The sequence below is a fragment of the Caldicellulosiruptoraceae bacterium PP1 genome (assembly GCA_041320695.1).
GTDB lineage: Bacteria > Bacillota > Thermoanaerobacteria > Caldicellulosiruptorales > Caldicellulosiruptoraceae > JBGGOQ01.
On sequence record JBGGOQ010000001.1, the window covers coordinates 149,496 to 169,679 of the forward strand.

Genomic DNA, 20,184 nt, shown 5'->3' on the forward strand with positions numbered 1-20,184 from the left:
TATGAATATTTTGATTGCAGGTGTTGGTGGACAAGGGAATATACTTCTTTCTAAGATAATAGCTCAAATTTATTTAAATAAAGGATATAATGTAAAAACAGGAGAGAATATTGGTATGAGTCAAAGAGGTGGCTCAGTTGTGAGTTTTGTAAGAGTTAATGAAGTTGGAGGACCTATTATTCCATCCAAAAATGCAGATATTTTAATTGGACTTGAGTTATACGAATCTTTACGAAATTTGAAATATCTCAAAGAAAGTGGTTATGCTTTTATAAATGAAAGACTTATAACTTCTAATCTGAACGGAAGAGTAGATAAAGTTGAAGTAATTAATACAATAAAAGAAAATACAAAGAATGTTATATTTTACAATCTTTTTGATATATTAAATCAAGTTGGTCTTTTAAAGGCAGAAAATATTGCATTGTTATCATATATAAGTAAAGAAGGCTTTCTTGATATTAAATTGGAAGAAATAATTAATACTTTAAAAGAAAATCTAAAAGAAAGTGTTTTTGGAATGAATAAAATTCTTGTTGAAAAAATCTTCAATGCAATATAAAATATTTGTAAGTTTATATTCTAAGATGAGTTTAGATGAGAGGAGAAATGAATATGAATAGTAGAGGATTAGTAGAGAGAGAGACTAACCTTGAATCGCTTTTTCTAAATCAAATTAATAATGTATTTGAAAATAGTCCATTCTATCGAAAAAAGTTTTTTGAAAAACAGATTGTCTCCCAAGATATATCATCAATTAATGATATACATAAACTACCTTTTACAACAAAAGAAGAATTAAGAGAGGCTTACCCCTTAGGGCTTAGTGCAGTCAATGAAGAACAAATAGTAAGAATTCATTCATCATCTGGAACAACTGGAACTCCTGTTATTATTCCTTATACCCAAAACGATGTTGACCATTGGAAAGAAATGATGAAACGATGTTACCAATTTGCAGGACTTTCTAGCAAAGATAGAATACAAATCACACCAGGATATGGTTTATGGACAGCAGGGATTGGATTTCAGTTAGGTGCAGAGTACCTTGGTGCAATGGTTATTCCAATGGGACCAGGGAATACTGAAAAACAAATTCAGATGATGGTTGATTTAAAATCAACAGCAATTACAGCAACATCTTCTTATGCATTATTGCTTGCCGAGGAGATAAATAAAAGAGGATTATTAGATAAAATAAATCTAAAGGTAGGTATTTTTGGTTCTGAAAGATGGGGCGATAAACAAAGAAAAAAAATAGAAGAATATCTTAATATAGAAACCTTTGATATATATGGACTTACTGAGGTTTATGGCCCTGGTATTGCTATTGATTGTAAGTACCATGAAGGACTTCACTATTTTGATGATTATTTATATTTTGAAATTATTGACCCTGAAACAGGTAAAGTATTACCTGATGGGGAATATGGTGAACTTGTTATAACAACACTTAGAAAAGAGGGAGCACCATTAATTAGATATCGCACAAGAGATATTACTCGAAAGCTTATTGGTTCATGTAAATGTGGTTCATCATATCCTCGAATTGACAGAATTATTGGAAGAACTGATGACATGGTTAAGGTTAAGGGAGTTAATATGTTTCCAGCCCAGATAGATAGCCTTTTAAAAGATATTGATGGTGTTTCATGTGAATACCAGCTTATAATAGAAAGAATAGATTCTCGAGAAAAGGTTACACTTAAAGTTGAGACAGAAACAAATACAAACAACAAGGAACTAATTAGTTCAATTCAACATCAGTTTAAAAATAGAATTGGTCTTAGTCCAGAAGTTGAGTTATTAAGAATAGGAGAACTTCCAAGAAGTGAGAAAAAAACAAAAAGGATTTTTGATTTAAGAGAAGGTTGATAAAAAATGAAGCTAAAAGCTCTTGGTAGAGGAAAGTCTTTGCTTTCCTCTATTTTGATTATTGCAATTGTATATATTTTCTGTCCAGAGATATTTTCAAATGATCCTAACACAGCAAGGTATCTTTTGAATACAATTGCTACATCACTAACAACCATTTTCGCAATTTCAATATCTGTAATTATGATAGCCGTTCAGCTTACAAGTGCAAAACTTACACATAAGATAATAGAATATTTTACAAAATTCAAGTGGAACTATATTTTACTAATGTTTTTTTTCACAACAATTATTCATACAACATTTATGCTTGCATTAGTTAACGAAGGGTTAGGTTCAAATAGGTTTGTTAGAAAAGGTATAAATTTTGACATCTTTATGTTTGTAATATGCCTTGGAGTTCTAATCTTATATATATATAATGTTTTTGAAATATTAAAACCAAATAATATACTAAAAATAATTTTAAAAGAGTTAGAAAAACTGCTTCAAAAAGATAAGATTGATGAGGCCTTAAAATATCTTGATATGATTTATGATATTTCAAAAAAGTCATCAAATAAATTGGATACGACTACATCAGTTGAAGGTCTTCGATTAATATCAAATTTATATATTGATAATAGATTCTATGACAAGAGGTATGAAAAGATTTTTGAGGATTCCATTAACCATTTACTTTCAGCAACAAGTATTTGTATAAGAGCAAAAGATGATGAGGCTTTTAAAGCAATAATTAGTAATTTACAAATAATAACAAATAAGTTAATAGAAAATAGAATGTATAAAGATATAGAAATAATAATTGATGCATACCAACATATCCTTCTTTATGATTTGATTGGTTATCATAATTTAGGGTATGTAAAGATAATAACTGATGAGATAACTAATATATATATAAAACTTTTTGATAACATTGAAAATCATGAGGTTCAACAGCTTTTTATTAAAGCTTTCAATATATTTCACACAATATCAAAAGAAATTATTGATTTAGAGCCCACAGGTCTAATTTTTATATGTGATGAGATATTAATAAACTGCTTTGGGAAACTAATTGAGATAATTATTGATAATAATAAGGCAGATTTACTTTATTGGATTATTGGTGATTATTATCATACAGTAAAAAGCTTTATTGAGAATTCAGAAATGGAGAATATAACAAAATATCTTGAATGGTTTAGAAAGATTCTAATTACTAATCAAAAGGATAATGTAAATGAATACCTTGAGATATATTTTGTGATTACTGCACTAAGTTTGTATCTAAAAAAGCAAGTAGTTTTTGTTTCTATGATAAGAAATATTGCAAGACTCTATAGTTTAAGCAAGTTATTTTTAAAGGAAATAATAGACCAAAGGAAATTTTATAGAATATTCTTTGATTTTACATCAACAACAAAATATTTTATCAATACTTACTTTATATGGAATGGTTATGCAAAGGTCAAAAATCTAAAAAATATAAAAGCTAAAAAGAATTTAAATTTCTTTGATAACTTTACCATTGATGATTTTTCGACAAAAAGGCTATTCTATGAGGGGAAGTTTAGATGTAAAAAAATAATTAAAACTTATAAAAAATTTTGAAAATTTGAGAATATAGGCCTTCTTACATGGAAAAATAAAAAATAAGGGTTAATTTCATGTAAGGAGGCTTTTTAATGATTCTTGTTATGTTTTTACGAACACTGATATTATACTTTGTTGTTGTTCTTGTTATGAGGTTGATGGGAAAAAGGCAGATGGGTGAGCTTCAACCGTTTGAACTTGTTATCACAATTATGATTTCTGAGCTTGCTTCAGTTCCAATGCAAAATACTGGTGTTCCATTAATTAATGGAATTATTCCAATTTTAACATTATTATTTGCACAAGCAATAATTACTTACAGCTCTTTAAAATCAAATCTTGTTAAAAAAATGGTATGCGGAAGCCCGACAATTTTGATTGAAAAAGGAAGAATATTAGAGCAGGAATTAAGAAAAACCATGTATGGTATTAATGATTTATTAGAACAACTTAGAATAAAAGGATATTTTAATATACATGATATTGAATATGCTATATTAGAAACAGATGGGGATGTAAGTGTTATTCCAAAATCTCAGAAAAGGCCTGTTGTTCCATCAGATATGAATATACCTACAAAATATGAAGGATTACCTATAAATATAATAATTGATGGTAAGATAAATAAAGATGCTCTCACAAGAGAAAATATAGAAATAGAGTGGATAAAAAAAGAGCTTTCTAAAAGAGGTATTGATGATATTAAAAAAGTATTTTTTGCAAGTATTGATTCAGAAGGTAATCTATTTGTTCAAAAAAAGATTAGGTAGGTGTTTAATTTGAGGTTTTGGATTGTTGTGATAGTATTTATCATAATTATTTCATTATTCACATATTTTTCTAATATAATGATTTTACCAACAATAGAGAAAATGAATAACTATATAGATAAAATAATTGCAGATGTTGAAAATGACAGATTTGAAAATGCAAAAGTTGAATGCAAAGAGATGATAAAATATTGGAATACAAGAAAAAAAGTGTGGGCTACACTTATTGATCATCAGGAGATTGATAATATTGAAAGTAACTTAACAAGAATATTAAAAATAACAACATATAAAGATAAAAGTGATATCATAGGTGAAGCAAGTCAGTTGAAATTTTATGTAATCCATATAAAAGAAAGAATAATACTATCTTTTGAAAATATATTTTAAAAAAAATTTAATATAAAAGCTTATTTTGGTGGTATATAATATATAAGAAATAATTTATTTGAATGGAGGGAGTGCCATGAAAAGATATATAGTAATATTAGGCTACTCCTTTGAGGAATATGATATAGAAAATGGTAATGCTGGTTATAGTTTTTTCTTTATTGATGATTTAAAGGAATTGGAGAAGAATAAATATGCCCAAATTGATTATTTAGGCTATAATGACTTTTCAAAGAGCTTCAGGGACTTTGCTTATGGAGAAAAATTAGATGATTTTGAGATAGACAATATTTTAAATGCTTGTTATGATATAAGCAAGATAATATATCCATCTGATAAATTCTTTAGTGTAATTACTTACAATGTGTCTGATCAATTTACTGAACTTTTATATGAAACAAAATCAAATGAGTTTAAGATAATTTTTGACAGAAGAACAAATACAACAGAAATCAGAGGAGAAGGATGCCTAAGAGATTTAGTAATAGTGAAAGATTATGACATTGTTGATGCTGTTGACGAGTTTATATTTGAATATAGAAAAGAAAATGTCAAGCAGTTTATGATGAGTCTGAAGAAAATGTATAAAGATAAATATGGTGAAGAGCTAAAAATGAATGTGGTTGGGAATAAGCTATTGATATCCATGGGCAAAGATACCTTCGAGTTTGACGATTCTAAGCTTGACGTTGTTTACAACTTCATAATGAGTAGAAAATAAAGGCTGTTAAGCTTTCGCTTAACAGCCTTTTTCTGTAATCATACTTATAAAATATTCATGCCAAATTGTTTCATCAGTTAGCTCTGGATGAAATGTAGCAGCTAATATATTACCTTGCTGAATAGCAATTGGAGTATCAAGCCTTGCCAAAACCTCAACATTTTCTGATACCTCAATTATTTTTGGAGCTCTAATAAAAACTGCCTTTGTATAAATATTGAGTTTTTCAAAATAAATATTATCCATAAAACTATCAATTTGGCTTCCATAAGCATTTCTCTCTATTGTTATGTCTAAAACTGGCATATATATTTCAGATTGATTTTTAATTCTTTTACTTAATACAATTACACCAGCACATGTCCCAAAAACAGGCAATCCAGAATTAATCTTATTTAATAAAACTTCTTTAAAATTATCCCTTTTCAAAAATAATCCTATTGTAGTGCTTTCACCGCCGGGCAATATTAATCCATCAAGGCTATCCAATTGATTTATATATTTAACTAAGATAGCATTGTGACCAAGCTTTTTTATCTTTTCAATGTGTTCAATAACACCACCCTGAAATCCAAGCACACCAATATTTAGCAAACCTTTATATCCCCCTTAAAGATAGTTTGTCTTTTTCTTGCATATCTCTAATTTCTATACCTTCCATTTCTTCTCCTAAATCATGTGAAATCTCAGCCAATACCTTTGGATCATTATAATAGGTTGTAGCTAATACTATTGCTTTAGCTCTTTTTTCTGGGTTTTTTGATTTGAATATTCCTGAGCCAACAAATACTCCATCACATCCTAATTGCATCATAAGTGCTGCATCAGCAGGGGTAGCTATACCACCAGCAGCAAAGTTTACAACAGGTAGTCTTTTTAGTTCTGCAGTTTGTTTTAAAAGCTGATATGAAACACCTAAATCCTTTGAATATCTATATAATTCATTTTCATTTAAAGAAGATGCAATTGCAATCTGTCTATTTATAAGCCTTATATGCCTAACTGCTTCAACAACATTTCCAGTGCCTGCCTCACCTTTTGTTCTAATCATTGAAGCACCTTCTTGTATTCTTCTTAGAGCTTCGCCTAAATCCCTTGCACCACAAACAAAAGGAACCTTGAACTTTGTTTTATCAATGTGGTTTTCTTCATCAGCAGGGGTTAAGACCTCACTCTCATCAATATAGTCAATTCCAAGGGATTCTAAGATCTGTGCCTCAACAAAATGCCCAATTCTAACCTTTGCCATAACAGGAATAGACACAGCACTCTTTATTTCTTTAATAATCTTGGGGTCAGCCATTCTTGCAACTTTACCTTCTTTTCTAAGATCAGCAGGAACCTTTTGAAGTGCCATAACAGCAACAGCACCAGCTTTTTCGGCAATCTCTGCCTGCTCTGGGGTAGTCACATCCATAATAACCCCACCTTTTAGCATTTGAGCCAAGTTTTTATTTAATTGATATTGTTCTTGATTTAAACTCATTAAAATTACCTCCTAAAATATCATTTATATTATTATGCGATTTTTTATAAGGGATAAAAAGAGGGGAAAGCTAAAGTGTATCGATACAGAAAGTAATCGTTAACAATATTAATTTGATTATCACACAAAATAAAAAGTTATTATAAGCTCAAAAAAGTCTTTTATATGGTAAATATTATGGTATAATACATTATGTTGATATTATAATAAGAAAATAGCAGGAGGCCCAAAATGAAGACGCTTTTACAAGCATGTATTCCGAGAGAAAGTGTTTTTGATTGTTCTCAGCGGGAGGATGTTATTGATTTAACTGATTTAATAAATAATAGAATAAATCCTAAGGAATTTTTCGAAGAAACTTATATAACACAAGGTATGAGACTTTTATTTGATGCAGCATTTAAAAGATTTCATAGGCAAGGACAAACTGGAATTATTAAGCTTACTCAAACTATGGGTGGCGGTAAAACTCATAATATGGTTGCATTAGGTCTTCTTGCAAAATACCCTGAACTAAGAGCAAAGATTTTAGGTGACAAATTCAAAGATAGCCATTTAGGTAAAATAAATGTTGTAGCATTTACTGGACGAGAAAGTGATGTTCCTTATGGCATTTGGGGTGCTATTGCAGATCAACTTGGCAAAAAAGAAATGTTTAAAGATTATTATGCACCTCTACAAGCACCAGGTCAAACAGCATGGATAAATTTATTAAGAGGAGAGCCCTTGTTAATTTTATTAGATGAATTACCACCATATCTTGAAAATGCTAAATCAAAATTAATAGGAGATACTAATTTAGCAGTAATAACAACAACTGCTTTAGCAAATCTATTTAATGCTCTTGCAAAAGATGAACTTTCAAATGTTTGTTTGGTAATATCTGATTTAAAAGCTACATATGAAAGTGGAAGTGAGCTTTTAAGATCATCTTTCAAAGAACTTGAAGCAGAGATAAACAGGTTTTCTTTAGACATCGAACCAGTTCAAAGCACTTCTGATGAAATATATCATATTTTAAAAAAGAGATTATTTTCTGTACTTCCTGACAATGAAGATATAAATGAAATTGCTATTGCATATAAGAATGCAGTTAATGAAGCAAAACAAATGGGTTTAACAAATATTTCACCTGAACAAATTTATATAGGTGTAAAAGATTCATACCCATTTCATCCAATACTTAAGGATTTATATGCAAGATTTAAAGAGAATACAAACTTTCAACAAACCAGAGGACTTATTAGATTAATGAGAATTATAGTAAGTCAGCTTTATAAAGGTGAAAATCCATTAGCAGCAAATAAATATTTAATAAATGTTTATGATTTTGATTTAAATGATCAAGAAATGTATTCAGCAATTAGTAATATAAAACAATCATTAACTAATGCGATCTCTCATGATATAGCTTCTAATGGTAAGGCAATAGCTGAAGTGATTGATAAACAGCTTGGAGAAACATATATGAGCCAGATTAGCAAATTAATACTTATGTCCTCTCTTTCTGAGGTTCCTAATGCTGTTTTGGGGTTACATCTACAAGAAATTATTGCATACCTATGTGAGCCTAATAAGGATATGTCAGGTGTCAAAAAAGCATTAGAAGACTTTCAGATGCAAGCATGGTATTTACATAAAGATAAAGAAGGAAGACTTTATTTCCAAAATGTGAAAAACATCATTGCTGAGATGAACTCTTTAATAGATTCTTATGATAATGAAAGTGCCAAAAAAGAATTAAAAAGTTTTCTATTAGATAAATTTACCCCCAAATTAAATGATTGTTATCAAAATGTTTTGGTTTTTCCGGCTATTGATGAAATAAATCTTTCAAAGGATAAAGTAACCCTAATTATAACAGAACCATATATGTTAGGTGATAGCTTAAACCCAGAGCTTATTAATTTTTATGAACAGATTAATTATAAAAACAGAGTTATGTTTTTAACAGGTCAAAGATCTACAATGGAGAGATTATATCAAAAAACAAAAGAATTAAAAGCTATATCTACAATAGTTGCTCGAATGAAAAATGAATTTACACCCGAAACAGATCCACAGTTTAAAGTTGCAAGTGAAAAAATGGAGAAAATACAATTTGAGCTAAAACAAATAATAAGAGAAACATTCCAACATCTTTATTATCCAACAGCTCAAGGGTTACAATCAGCAGATTTTACCATGGAATTTAAAGGTAATGAATATAACCCTGAGCAGCAAATAAGAGATGTCCTTTTAAGAAAATTGAAATTTACAACAGATATTTCTGACGAAAGTTTTAGAAAAAAATGTGAAGCCAGATTATTTACACAAAAAGAGATGCGTTGGGTAGATATTGAAGAAAAATCTGCTACAAATCCTTCATGGCAGTGGCATCACCCACAGGCTCTTACTGAACTAAAAAATGATATGCTCAGAAAAGGCATTTGGAGAGAAAATGGTGGCTATATCGAAAAAGGCCCATTCCCAAAAGAAAAGACAAGCGTTTTAATTCAAGAACTTAGGAGAGATGCTGATACTGATGAAGTTGTTTTAAAAATTGTTCCACAATATGGCGATAAAGTTTATTACGACTATGGAAACAATGTGTCTGAAAATTCAAATATTGTAGAAAATTTAAATGAATTTAGAACAAATGCTTTAAAATTAGCTTTTTTATGTATTGATTCAACTGGTGAACACCAAACAGGCGATCCTGTTATATGGAAAAATAAGTTAGAAGTAAAATATAGAACACCGTATTTAAAAGATAATAAAAAAGTTATTGAAATTAAATCAAATCCAAATGCAAAGATAAAATATACATTTGACGGTTCAAATCCAAAAGATTATGGGATTGAATGTAACGGACAAATAGAAGTTCCAGATGATAAGTCGCTTGTATTAGTAGTTGCAGAAGCAGAAGGAGAATTTTCAGAAGTTGTTTCAATAAAAGTTGATATTGATGAAAATATTATCATTGATAAACAAAAACCTATTAAGGTAACACGAAAAATTAAAACTAATGACACAAAAGAAACATACGAGGAGATGAATTTACTTAAAAAGCATAATGCAAAAATATCTGATGTTACAATAGCACTCTTTAAAACAGGCGACGATAATGGTTGGCTTGAGATTATGATAGGTAATTCTGTCCCTGTTGATATTGATAAACTTGAATCTATTATTGAACAAATAAGGTCAAATATTATGTCAGAAAGTAAAGTAAATATCAATTTTGAATATAGTATTTCTAAATTTAATACAGGTCAAGATTTTCTTGATTATTTGGCAGATAAGAAAAAAACAATTAATGATTTTCGACAAGAGGAGTTAGTGCAATAATGGACAAAAACACAATAGGCTTTGGATTTAATCCAAAAGAATCGGAACATCATTTTCTTGTTATCATTCCAAAAAGTCAAAATAGTAATATGATTATTTATGAAAGATTTGTTTGGCAATATGATAAAGAACAACAAGTAATAGACAATACAGTTGATAAAGCAAAGGTTGAACTATCAAAAGCTAAATGGAAATTAATCGAAAATACACTTAAGAATGAATTTAATAAAAGACTTAAAGAACAAAAATTACCTGTTGCTAAGTGGCAGATTGGACAGAATATTGTTCATAGATTGTTTGGTAAAGAAATGGTATTATTAGCATGGGCTATAGAAGACTGTGAAATATCTTTAATTCCAATTGCAATAAAAAATTGGTTAGGTTTATCACCAGAAGAAAGATGGTGGCTTTTTACTATGACTAACGCAGCAACAGGGAACTTAAACGACAAAAGAGGGTGGAGAAAAGCAATAAAATATGCACTGACAGAAAATCCAATTGAAGAATCAATTAAGCAATTAAGTATCTTTGAAATAAACTCAAATAGAGATTTACTAAAATAGAGGGTGACATTATGAAAAGTTTTATAGAAGTTCAATTTCCTATATCTAAAATATCAAAAGAGAGTTATAAAGAGCGAATGGCAGGAAGTGGCCAAACATTAACTGGCCTTGGGAAATGGTGGGGTAGAAAGCCTCTTATATTGGTTAGAGCAGCATTATTAGGGCTTATTATGCCATCATCTGAAGACCCAAAAAAAGATATGGAGATATTTTTAAAGATTTTAACAATGGATGATGATGGCTTGCTAAAAAGAAAGGATAAGCCCATTCCTGCTGATGTCATGTATAGACATTCAACAGATAGAGAAAAGAAAATATATTTTATTGAAGAAAACGGAAAAATAAAACTTAAAAAAGATATTTCTATTACGGAAAAGCAGCAGCTTCAATTAACTGTATTTAAAAGGTTATCATATGATGAAAAAATAAAATATTGCAAAAGACCTGAAGAAATAGAGAATACAGAAAAGAATGAATGGAATATTATAAATAATCACTTAGGAACAAATGCATATAGCCTTCAGGAACTTATGAGACAATTAGGTGAAAAAAGATTTGGTAAAGTTCCAACGGTAGGTGATTGTTTTGCAGGTGGAGGTAGTATTCCTTTTGAAGCTGCAAGAATGGGATTTGATGTTTTTGCATCAGACCTAAACCCTGTTGCTATGCTACTTACATGGGCATCTTTAAATATATTAGGTAGTAGTAAAGAAGAGATAGAATCTCTTAAGAGATTTCAAGAAAATGTATATAACAAAGCAGACAAAATCATAACTGAATGGGGTATTGAACATAATGAAATGGGACATAGAGCAAATGCATATTTATATTGCAATGAAACAATCTGCCCAGAATGTGGATACAAAGTTCCCCTTGCACCATCATGGATAATTGGGAAAAATACAAAAACAATTGCTATATTAAAAGAAAATGAGAATAAAGGATATGATATTGAGATAAAATCAGGTGTAACAAGTGATGAGATGAAAAAAGCAGAAAAAGGGACAATAATAAATAGCAAACTTGTATGTCCTCATTGTAAAATAGAAACACCAATTGCAGCTATAAGAAAGGATAGAAGGCTTGATGATGGCACAACTCAATATGGACTAAGAAAGTGGGAGAAAAACGAATTTATTCCAAGAGAAAATGATATTTTTCAAGAAAGGCTATATTGTATAAGATATCAAGATGATAATGGTCATAGATATTACATAGCACCTACTCAAAAGGACTTAGAAAGAGAAGAAAAGGTGATAAAGCTATTAAGTGAAAGGTTTGAAGATTGGCAGTCAAAAGGGTATATTCCAAGTAGTGCAATTGAAGAAGGTGAAAAAACTAATGAACTTATTAGAACAAGAGGCTGGACATATTGGCACCAGTTATTTAATCCAAGGCAGCTTCTTTTGCATGGGCTTTTGATGGAGCTAATTGACAATGAGGCAAAAACTAATAATGAAAAAATATTAGGACTAATTGGAATAGGTAGATGTACTGATTGGAATTCTAAATTATGCAGGTGGGATCCAACAAAATCTGGAGGGGTAGGTCATACAGCACAAACATATTATAATCAAGCATTAAATACTTTGTATAATTATGGAACTAGAGGGTTAAAATCAATTATTGATACATGGCTTATTGAGTTAATTCAAATAATAAATAATAGTAATAGAAATATCTGCTTAAGACTAGGTGATGCTTATAAAGTATCTTACTATTGTGATATTTGGCTCACTGATCCACCTTATGCTGATGCTGTGAATTACCATGAGTTATCTGAGTTCTTCTTGGCATGGGATAAAAAGATGTTAAAAGACATATTTCCAGATTGGTATACAGATAGTAAAAGGGCACTTGCAGTTAAGGGAACTGGTGAAGATTTTAACCAAACTATGATTGATATCTATAAAAACATAACCCAACATATGACTGATGATGGTATGCAAATTGTAATGTTCACACACCAAGATGTCAAGGTTTGGTCAAACCTTGCATTGATTTTATGGGCATCAGGGTTAAGGATAACTGCTGCATGGAATATAGCAACAGAAACAGATTCAGGAGGCTTAAAAGATGGTAATTATGTAAAAGGGACTGTTTTGTTGGTATTAAGGAAACAAACATCAGAAGAAACAGCTTTTTTAGATGAACTTTTACCGCAAATTGAAATAGAGGTAAAAAAACAGATTGATGTAATGAATATGTTGGATAACAAAGAAGAGCCAAATTACCATGACCCAGACTACATATTAGCTTCTTATGCAGCAGCTTTAAAAGTATTAACAAACTACAAAAAAATAGAAGATATTGATATTGGATATGAACTAAAAAAGATAAATCAACCTGGGTATAACTCACCAATAATCAAAATTATTGAAGAAGCAAAAAATATAGCAATAAATTACTTAGTTCCAAATGGCTTTGATAATAAAATATGGCGTTCTTTAAAACCTGATGAAAGATTTTATTTAAAGGGAATTGATTTAGAAAAAGACAAGGTTTATCAGTTGTCTTCTTATCAAGAGATTGCAAAAGGCTATGGTGTTTATAACTATAAAGATATATTAGCAAGCACAAAAGCTAATGCCGTTCGTGTAAAAACAGCGTTAGAACTTGGTATGAAAGGAATAGGTAGCAATGACGCTTTTCATAAGTCTTTATTGAGAAATATATTGGTAGCTTTATACCTAACAGTCAGAGATGAAAACACATTATCAGGCTTTAATTGGCTCAAGAATGAAACTGATTTTTGGAATAAAAGAAACATTATTTTGGAGATTCTTAATTATTTATCTACTTTAGATTCTTTTGAAAATATGAAACAATGGGAAAAAGAAGCGTATTTCGCAAAATTATTGAAAGTATATATTGAAAATTATGGTGTTTAATTGAGGTGAACAAATGATTTATAGATATTCCTCAAGAAAACAAAGAATTGATGAGATTTTTTTAAACGAAAAATTAAAAGATGCTTTATCATATGATAGAATAGCTGGTTACTTTTGCTCATCTATTATAGAAGTTGCAGGTGAATCAATTGAAAGCATCAAAGGTAATATTAGGGTAGTATGCAATTCAGAAATGAATGTTAATGATGTAAAGACAGCAAAATTAGCATTAAATGCTATGAGAAGAGAATGGTGTGGCTTTGAACCCGAAAAAAAGTTTAGTGGTGCAGAGAAAAGACTAAATAAATTATATGAATTGATAAAAAGCAATAAATTACAAATAAAGATAATTCCAAATGAAATATTTGGCTTAATTCATGGTAAAGCAGGAGTAATTACATTAAAAGATGGTAAAAAAACTTCGTTTTTAGGTAGCACAAATGAAACACTCTCGGGTTGGAAGCTAAATTATGAACTTCTTTGGGAAGATGATTCTGAAGAAGCAATTAATTGGGTACAAGAGGAATTTAACTATTTTTGGAACAGCCCTTATGCTGTTCCAATTTCTGAATTTATTATAAACGATATAAAAAGGATATCTGAAAGAAAGGTAATATATTCAATTGATGAGTGGAAAAGTGAATCTAATCCTGCATCAACTATTGTTGAATCACCAGTTTATAGAAAAGAATTTGGTCTTTGGGAACATCAAAAGTATTTTATCAATCTTGCATTTGAGGAACATAAAAAACCATATGGAGCAAGATTTATACTTGCTGATCAAGTAGGACTTGGTAAAACCATTCAGTTAGCAGCCTCTGCACTTCTTATGGCATTGTATGGTGAAAAGCCAATACTAATAATAGTTCCTAAAACTTTAATCTGGCAGTGGCAAGACGAAATATATACACTATTAGATATTCCTTCAGCAGTATGGACAGGTAGAGAGTGGATTGATGAAAATGGAATAAAATATCCTGCAAATGGAGATGCGACCATAAAAAAATGTCCAAGAAGAATAGGTATCATATCACAAGGCTTAATAACAGCAAATTCACAATGCATAGATCATTTATTATCCCTTGAATATGAATGTGTAATTGTTGATGAGGCACATAGATCACGTCGAAAAAAATATAATCAATCAGATGTTAAATTAACAATAAGCAATCAGAATAACCTTATGAGATTTTTAATGGAGATTTCAAAAAAGACAAAAAGTATGTTATTAGCTACTGCAACACCAGTTCAGCTATATCCAATTGAAGCATGGGATTTACTTGAAATATTATCGCAAAAAGATGATAGTGTTTTAGGAAGTCAGTTTAGCATGTGGAGAAGATTTCCCGAAAGAGCAGTTAATTTAGTCATGGGAAAAGAAGAGCTATCCAAAGATGATAATGAATATATAGAGTGGTTGCGTAATCCTTTTCCACCTGCTAATGAAGATATGTTTACCTTTGGAACTATAAGAAAAAGATTAGAAATGAATGATAATGAATTTGTGATTAAATATGAAAAAATTGAAGAATTAAGAAAATCTCCACCTGATTATAGAAGATTTGAAAGAATCATAGATAATGATTATATAAAAAATAATAATCCATTTATAAGACACATTGTACGAAGGACAAGAGAATATCTTGAAAACACAATAAATCCAGAAACAGGCGAATATTATTTAAAAAAGGTCGAAACTAAACTGTTTGGCGAAAGTGATGAAGAGGCACTTATTTTACCACTATATTTAAAAAAGGCATATGAATATGCTGAAGAGTTTAGTTCATTACTTCAGAAAAGAGTAAAAGGTGGAGGCTTTTTAAAAACATTACTACTAAAAAGAGTTGGTAGCACAATTATTGCAGGTAGAAACACTGCTGAAAAGATGTTAAATAATTGGGGTAGTATTGATTACTATTATAATTATGAAGAAGATGAAATTGATGAAGAAAAACATGAAGAAAAATATTCAGAAATTAAGGATTTAACTTATGAAGAAAGGCAGTGTTTAATTAATTTTATAAATATGCTTGATTCAAATAAAGAAAAAGATCCTAAATACTTACTTACATTGAAACTGTTAACTAAAGATAAATGGATGGAAAGAGGCTGCATTATTTTTAGTCAATATTATGACTCAGCTTATTTTATAGCAGAAAATCTTTCAAAAGATATAAAAGATGAAAAGATAGGAATATATGCTGGAGGAGATAAATCAGGTGTAATAATTAATGGGGTTTTTGAAAGAAAAACTAAAGAAGAGATTAAAAAGCTTGTTAAAAATTACGAAATAAAAATTCTTGTTGGAACAGATGCAGCAAGTGAGGGATTAAATTTACAAACTTTAGGTTCATTGATAAATCTTGACCTACCTTGGAATCCCACAAGGCTTGAACAAAGAAAAGGAAGAATTCAAAGAATAGGACAAGTATATGATGAGGTTTTTATATATAACATGAGGTATAAAGATTCTGTTGAAGATAGAGTTCATCATCTTTTATCAGAAAGACTTGAAAGTTTTTATAATATGTTTGGACAGATACCAGATATTTTAGAAGATATTTGGGTTGATGTTGCCCTAAATGAGATTGAAGAAGCAAAAAGAAAGATAGATGAAGTTCCAAAACAGCACCCATTCCAATTAAGATATGAAAACTCAAGATATATAGGCAAAATAAACTGGGAAACCTGTTCTGATGTCTTAGATAATTATGAAAAGAGGAAGGTACTCTTAAACGGGTGGAAGTAAATCCTAATTTTATAAAATGGTGGTGAATTATTTATGATTAATCAATATTATATTAAAAGATTAAGCGAGATAATTGATTATTATGAGAAAAAGCCATCAAAGAAAATAATTTTTTTCAAAGGTTTTCCAGGTAGCTTTTATAAAGAATTATACAAGATAAAACCAATAGTTTTGTTTGATAAAAAATATATAAATAAATATGGATATATAGATATAGAGAAGTTGGAGAAAAATAAAAATAAATATTTAGCAAAATTATTTAATTTCGATAAAGAAATAGCATGGGGTTTTTATGAAGAATTAATTATGATTGCCAAGTTAATTAATAATATAAAAGTAAATTTTAATTGGGAAATTTATATTGTAAATAATAATTTGTTTTCCAACTATTATCCTATTGATATTGAAAAACAGAAATTGGATGAATATTATGATTATTGCAATAATGATAAAGAAAATGAAGAGGACAACATTTTCTCTTTATATTATGCAGATATTAAAAAGCTTTATGATGATATATATGGCATAACATATATAAATATTGATGACGAAAATAAATATGAAGAAATTAAATTCTTTGAAAATATTGAAATAGAAACATATGATAAATGTGATTTTAACCTTAAAATTTCATTAAATAGTAAACAATATGATATGTTATTAACAGATGTTCAAAAGGGCAAAGAAATTAATAATGTAAATCTACAAATAGATAGTAAAAATGATATTGAAAAATTAAAACCGTTAGTTAGATTATTTAAAGAGTCAAATATAAATTTTAAAATTACATATAATGAGCGATTTATAAAGGATAATATAGATAACGAGATATATTTAAATATATTTAAAAGATATTGGGGAATGGATAAAGAGTTTAGAAAATTAAAAATCTATAAAAATCCAGATGAAAATAAAGAAGTTATTGAAATGTCTCAAGGTCAAATAATTGAATTTATTTCACAACAAGCTCAAAATGCATTAAATAACACTGAATACAATGATATCTTTATAACAGCACCAACTGGTGCAGGAAAATCGCTGTTATTCCAGATACCAGCTATTTATTTGGCTGAGTATTTAGATGCCATAACAATTGTAGTAACACCTTTAATAGCATTGATGAGAGATCAAGTTTCTAAATTAAAGTTTGAACGAGGTATTGAATATGTTGCTTGTATTAATTCAGAAATTAATTATGAAGAAAAACAAAAAATAATAAATGATATTAGAGAGGGGAAAATATCAATTATTTATTTATCACCTGAAATGCTTTTAGCTAATAGTATAAATAATATTATTGGTAGCAGAAAAATAGGTTTATTTGTAATTGATGAAGCACATTTAGTAACAACTTGGGGTAGAGATTTTAGAGCGGATTATTGGTTTTTGGGCGATTATTTAGAAAAATTAAGAAGAAGTAATTTTAAATTTCCTATATTATGTTTAACAGCTACTGCTGTATATAATGGTCCAGAAGATATGGTTAATGAAACAATCAAAAATTTAAATTTATATAAAACAAAAATATTTTTAGGTAGTGTAAGAAGAGAAAATATTGAATTTTGCATAAATAAGTGGGATAATCAAACACTTCGGGAAAATAAAGAAAGGATAGATGATTTTAAATTAAAATGCACAATAGATAAAATAAAATTCCTTATTGATAACAATAAAAAAGGAATTATATACTGTCCTTATGTAAGTCAGGTTGATGATATTTATAATTCTTTAGATGACAAATATAAAAAATATGTTGGTAGATATTATGGTTCAATGGATAAACATGATAAATTAAAAGCAGAAGAAGATTTTAAATATGGTAACTTTAAGGTTATTATTTGTACAAAGGCATTTGGAATGGGTATAGATATTCAAGAGATTGAATATATATATCATTATGCACCAACGGGTAATTTATCAGATTATGTTCAGGAAATTGGCAGAGCTGCTCGAGATAAAAAAATAAAAGGAATTGCATGTATTGATTTTACAGATAAAGATATGAAATATGTTAGAGTATTATATGGCCTTTCAGGTTTAAAACAATATCAAATAAAAGAAGTAATGAGCAAATTATATGAAATATATAAAACAAAAAAACGAAATAAATTTCTTATATCAGCTGATAATTTTTCATATTTATTTGACTATACTGATATCGAAAATAAAGTAAAAAGTGCCCTTTTATTAATATCTAAAGATTTACACGAAACTTTTGCTTTTCCAGTTATAAATATTAGACCAAAAAGTATGTTTACCAAGAATTTTGTATGTGTACCATATGAAATAGAAGAAAAATTTATAAGAGATTATGGTGTTTATACAAAACGAATTAAAGACTACGAAAGCAGAATAATACCTTCAAATAATAACTTGGATGGTGATATAATAGAATTTAATGTTGGAAATATATATGAAGTAGATATGGCAGCATTATGGGAAAACCATTTTAATCATTTAACATTTGCACAATTCAAATGGAAATTTTATGAAGGTGATTTATTTAACTATGGTCAAAAATTATATCCTCGATTTAATTTAAAGATTCATTATAATAAAAGATACGATGAAATAAAAACTGATATTATTAACTATATAGAAAAATTAATTGATATTTTTTATTATTTTAAGTTAAGAGGTAGTGTTTTTAACAGAGATGAATTTAGAAAAAAATGTATTGAAAAGTTGCCTTGGATTTTTAGAAATTTAGAACTTACAAATATTCTACTTGATCTTTTTGTAGCAGAAACATCTCAAAATATAGCTTTTAATCAAAATATTGATAGGTTGAAGTTTATACAGGAACGGAGAAATTTATCAAAAGATGAAAAAGAGTATAGAATTATGAATTCTAATTTTGCAACGCTAAAAAATTATATCAATAAGGAAATTTTATCAGCTAAACCTAATCAAACTGATAATGTTTATTCAACATACTTGGCTCTACATAATTATGGAATAAGAAATCATACATTATTATTAGCTATGTTATTAGAGATATTTAATTTAGCAAGTTATGAAATTATTGGTGGGAAAAATACAGAGATATTTATTAGGATTAATGACCCTAATAAGTTAGCAAGATTAATTCGGCAAAATTATTCAAATAGTATACTAACTGATATTAATAAAAGACGAGAAAATTCACAAGCAATTTTAAGAGAATTTTTATTAAAAGAGATGACTAATGAAGAAAGATGGAATTTTATAGAAGACTATTTTCTGAATTTTAAAGGTATGTATATAAATTATATTTAATGATTTAAAACAAGTTACAATAAACATTTTACAAAGATAAACATTGATAATTAAGCTTTATAGAACTTAACTTAATTTAGAAATTTTTTTAATAAAATATCTATAATGATTTATATATTATTTAATTAATTAAAAAAATTATTTATATAAATTATGATATAATAATGTAAAATCTACATTAAGAAGGTGTTTTAATGTTAGTACGTAATTTTTTAGAAGCCATATTACAAGAAGAATCAAATATGCATGATGGTAAAGGTACTACTAATCATGCTCAGCTCTTTTTTAACCAAGATTTTAAGTCAAATCTAAGATTTATTAATTACACAATTCTAACACCAGGTTCATCAATAGGAGTTCATAAACACGGTAATGACGAAGAACTTTATATTGTTTTAGAAGGAAATGGCATTATGACTGTTGATGGAGAAGAAAAAGAGGTAAAAGCAGGTGACATTATATTAAATAAGCCTTTTGGTGAACATGGACTTAGAAATAATTCTGAGCATGACCTAAAGATTTTAGTTTTTGAAGTAGGGATTGATTAATTTATTTAAGAGTTTATATAAAAAA

The 20,184-nt window shown here is 28.5% G+C and carries 14 protein-coding genes; 12 read left to right on the top strand and 2 right to left on the bottom strand.

From position 1 onward, the window contains the following. Window position 1 precedes the first annotated feature (1 nt). The 6 genes from ACAG39_00795 (at window position 2) to ACAG39_00820 (ending at window position 5,334) form a co-directional block, all read left to right on the top strand. Window positions 2–562, top strand: coding sequence for a 2-oxoacid:acceptor oxidoreductase family protein (locus tag ACAG39_00795; GenBank protein ID MEZ0535764.1), 561 nt, complete (start codon window positions 2–4; stop codon window positions 560–562). Between the two features lie 53 nt (window positions 563–615). After that, window positions 616–1,875, top strand: a complete 1,260-nt coding sequence (locus ACAG39_00800) for a phenylacetate--CoA ligase family protein (protein ID MEZ0535765.1) — start codon at window positions 616–618, stop codon at window positions 1,873–1,875. Window positions 1,876–1,881: 6 nt separating this feature from the next. Next, on the top strand, window positions 1,882–3,471 hold the full coding sequence (locus tag ACAG39_00805) for a DUF2254 family protein (protein ID MEZ0535766.1): 1,590 nt from the start codon (window positions 1,882–1,884) through the stop codon (window positions 3,469–3,471). 74 nt (window positions 3,472–3,545) lie between these two features. Further along, window positions 3,546–4,223, top strand: a complete 678-nt coding sequence (locus ACAG39_00810) for a DUF421 domain-containing protein (GenBank protein ID MEZ0535767.1) — start codon at window positions 3,546–3,548, stop codon at window positions 4,221–4,223. Window positions 4,224–4,232: 9 nt separating this feature from the next. After that, the gene (locus ACAG39_00815) at window positions 4,233–4,613 is read left to right on the top strand and encodes a DUF4363 family protein (GenBank protein ID MEZ0535768.1); all 381 of its coding nucleotides are present in this window, start codon (window positions 4,233–4,235) and stop codon (window positions 4,611–4,613) included. A gap of 76 nt (window positions 4,614–4,689) precedes the next feature. Continuing rightward, entirely contained in the window at window positions 4,690–5,334 is a 645-nt protein-coding gene (locus ACAG39_00820; GenBank protein MEZ0535769.1) for a hypothetical protein, read from the top strand. Window positions 5,335–5,352: 18 nt separating this feature from the next. Here ACAG39_00820 and pdxT read toward each other — a convergent pair whose 3' ends face one another. Together pdxT and pdxS are read right to left on the bottom strand one after the other, a co-directional pair. Next, window positions 5,353–5,928: a pyridoxal 5'-phosphate synthase glutaminase subunit PdxT gene (gene pdxT, locus ACAG39_00825; protein MEZ0535770.1), complete on the bottom strand. Its 576-nt coding sequence runs from the start codon at window positions 5,926–5,928 to the stop codon at window positions 5,353–5,355. 4 nt (window positions 5,929–5,932) lie between these two features. Further along, window positions 5,933–6,820 carry a pyridoxal 5'-phosphate synthase lyase subunit PdxS gene (pdxS, locus tag ACAG39_00830; GenBank protein ID MEZ0535771.1) on the bottom strand — a complete coding sequence of 296 codons (888 nt, stop codon included), beginning with the start codon at window positions 6,818–6,820 and terminating at the stop codon, window positions 5,933–5,935. Window positions 6,821–7,051: 231 nt separating this feature from the next. Here pdxS and ACAG39_00835 point away from each other — a divergent pair, with 231 nt between their 5' ends. The 6 genes from ACAG39_00835 to ACAG39_00860 all read left to right on the top strand — a co-directional run bounded on the left by ACAG39_00835 (window position 7,052) and on the right by ACAG39_00860 (window position 20,159). Further along, window positions 7,052–10,150, top strand: coding sequence for a DUF499 domain-containing protein (locus ACAG39_00835; protein ID MEZ0535772.1), 3,099 nt, complete (start codon window positions 7,052–7,054; stop codon window positions 10,148–10,150). Continuing rightward, complete coding sequence (locus tag ACAG39_00840) at window positions 10,150–10,713, top strand: DUF3780 domain-containing protein (protein MEZ0535773.1); 564 nt, start codon at window positions 10,150–10,152, stop codon at window positions 10,711–10,713. Before ACAG39_00835 ends, ACAG39_00840 begins: the two co-directional genes overlap by 1 nt. Window positions 10,714–10,724: 11 nt before the next feature. Further along, window positions 10,725–13,604, top strand: coding sequence for an anti-phage-associated DUF1156 domain-containing protein (locus ACAG39_00845; protein ID MEZ0535774.1), 2,880 nt, complete (start codon window positions 10,725–10,727; stop codon window positions 13,602–13,604). A gap of 13 nt (window positions 13,605–13,617) precedes the next feature. Continuing rightward, the gene (locus ACAG39_00850) at window positions 13,618–16,353 is read left to right on the top strand and encodes a phospholipase D-like domain-containing anti-phage protein (protein ID MEZ0535775.1); all 2,736 of its coding nucleotides are present in this window, start codon (window positions 13,618–13,620) and stop codon (window positions 16,351–16,353) included. Window positions 16,354–16,386: 33 nt separating this feature from the next. Then, on the top strand, window positions 16,387–19,611 hold the full coding sequence (locus ACAG39_00855; GenBank protein ID MEZ0535776.1) for a helicase-related protein: 3,225 nt from the start codon (window positions 16,387–16,389) through the stop codon (window positions 19,609–19,611). A 194-nt stretch (window positions 19,612–19,805) separates the two neighbouring features. Further along, the gene (locus tag ACAG39_00860) at window positions 19,806–20,159 is read left to right on the top strand and encodes a cupin domain-containing protein (GenBank protein MEZ0535777.1); all 354 of its coding nucleotides are present in this window, start codon (window positions 19,806–19,808) and stop codon (window positions 20,157–20,159) included. The last annotated feature ends 25 nt before the right edge of the window (window positions 20,160–20,184 follow it).

Bases quoted from the DNA above. Each gene is read 5' to 3' on its own strand.
- ACAG39_00795 (MEZ0535764.1), top strand. From the start codon at position 2: ATGAATATTTTGATTGCAGGTGTTGGTGGACAAGGGAATATACTTCTT.
- ACAG39_00800 (MEZ0535765.1), top strand. From the start codon at position 616: ATGAATAGTAGAGGATTAGTAGAGAGAGAGACTAACCTTGAATCGCTT.
- ACAG39_00805 (MEZ0535766.1), top strand. From the start codon at position 1,882: ATGAAGCTAAAAGCTCTTGGTAGAGGAAAGTCTTTGCTTTCCTCTATT.
- ACAG39_00810 (MEZ0535767.1), top strand. From the start codon at position 3,546: ATGATTCTTGTTATGTTTTTACGAACACTGATATTATACTTTGTTGTT.
- ACAG39_00820 (MEZ0535769.1), top strand. From the start codon at position 4,690: ATGAAAAGATATATAGTAATATTAGGCTACTCCTTTGAGGAATATGAT.
- pdxS (MEZ0535771.1), bottom strand. From the start codon at position 6,820: ATGAGTTTAAATCAAGAACAATATCAATTAAATAAAAACTTGGCTCAA.
- ACAG39_00835 (MEZ0535772.1), top strand. From the start codon at position 7,052: ATGAAGACGCTTTTACAAGCATGTATTCCGAGAGAAAGTGTTTTTGAT.
- ACAG39_00840 (MEZ0535773.1), top strand. From the start codon at position 10,150: ATGGACAAAAACACAATAGGCTTTGGATTTAATCCAAAAGAATCGGAA.
- ACAG39_00845 (MEZ0535774.1), top strand. From the start codon at position 10,725: ATGAAAAGTTTTATAGAAGTTCAATTTCCTATATCTAAAATATCAAAA.
- ACAG39_00850 (MEZ0535775.1), top strand. From the start codon at position 13,618: ATGATTTATAGATATTCCTCAAGAAAACAAAGAATTGATGAGATTTTT.
- ACAG39_00855 (MEZ0535776.1), top strand. From the start codon at position 16,387: ATGATTAATCAATATTATATTAAAAGATTAAGCGAGATAATTGATTAT.
- ACAG39_00860 (MEZ0535777.1), top strand. From the start codon at position 19,806: ATGTTAGTACGTAATTTTTTAGAAGCCATATTACAAGAAGAATCAAAT.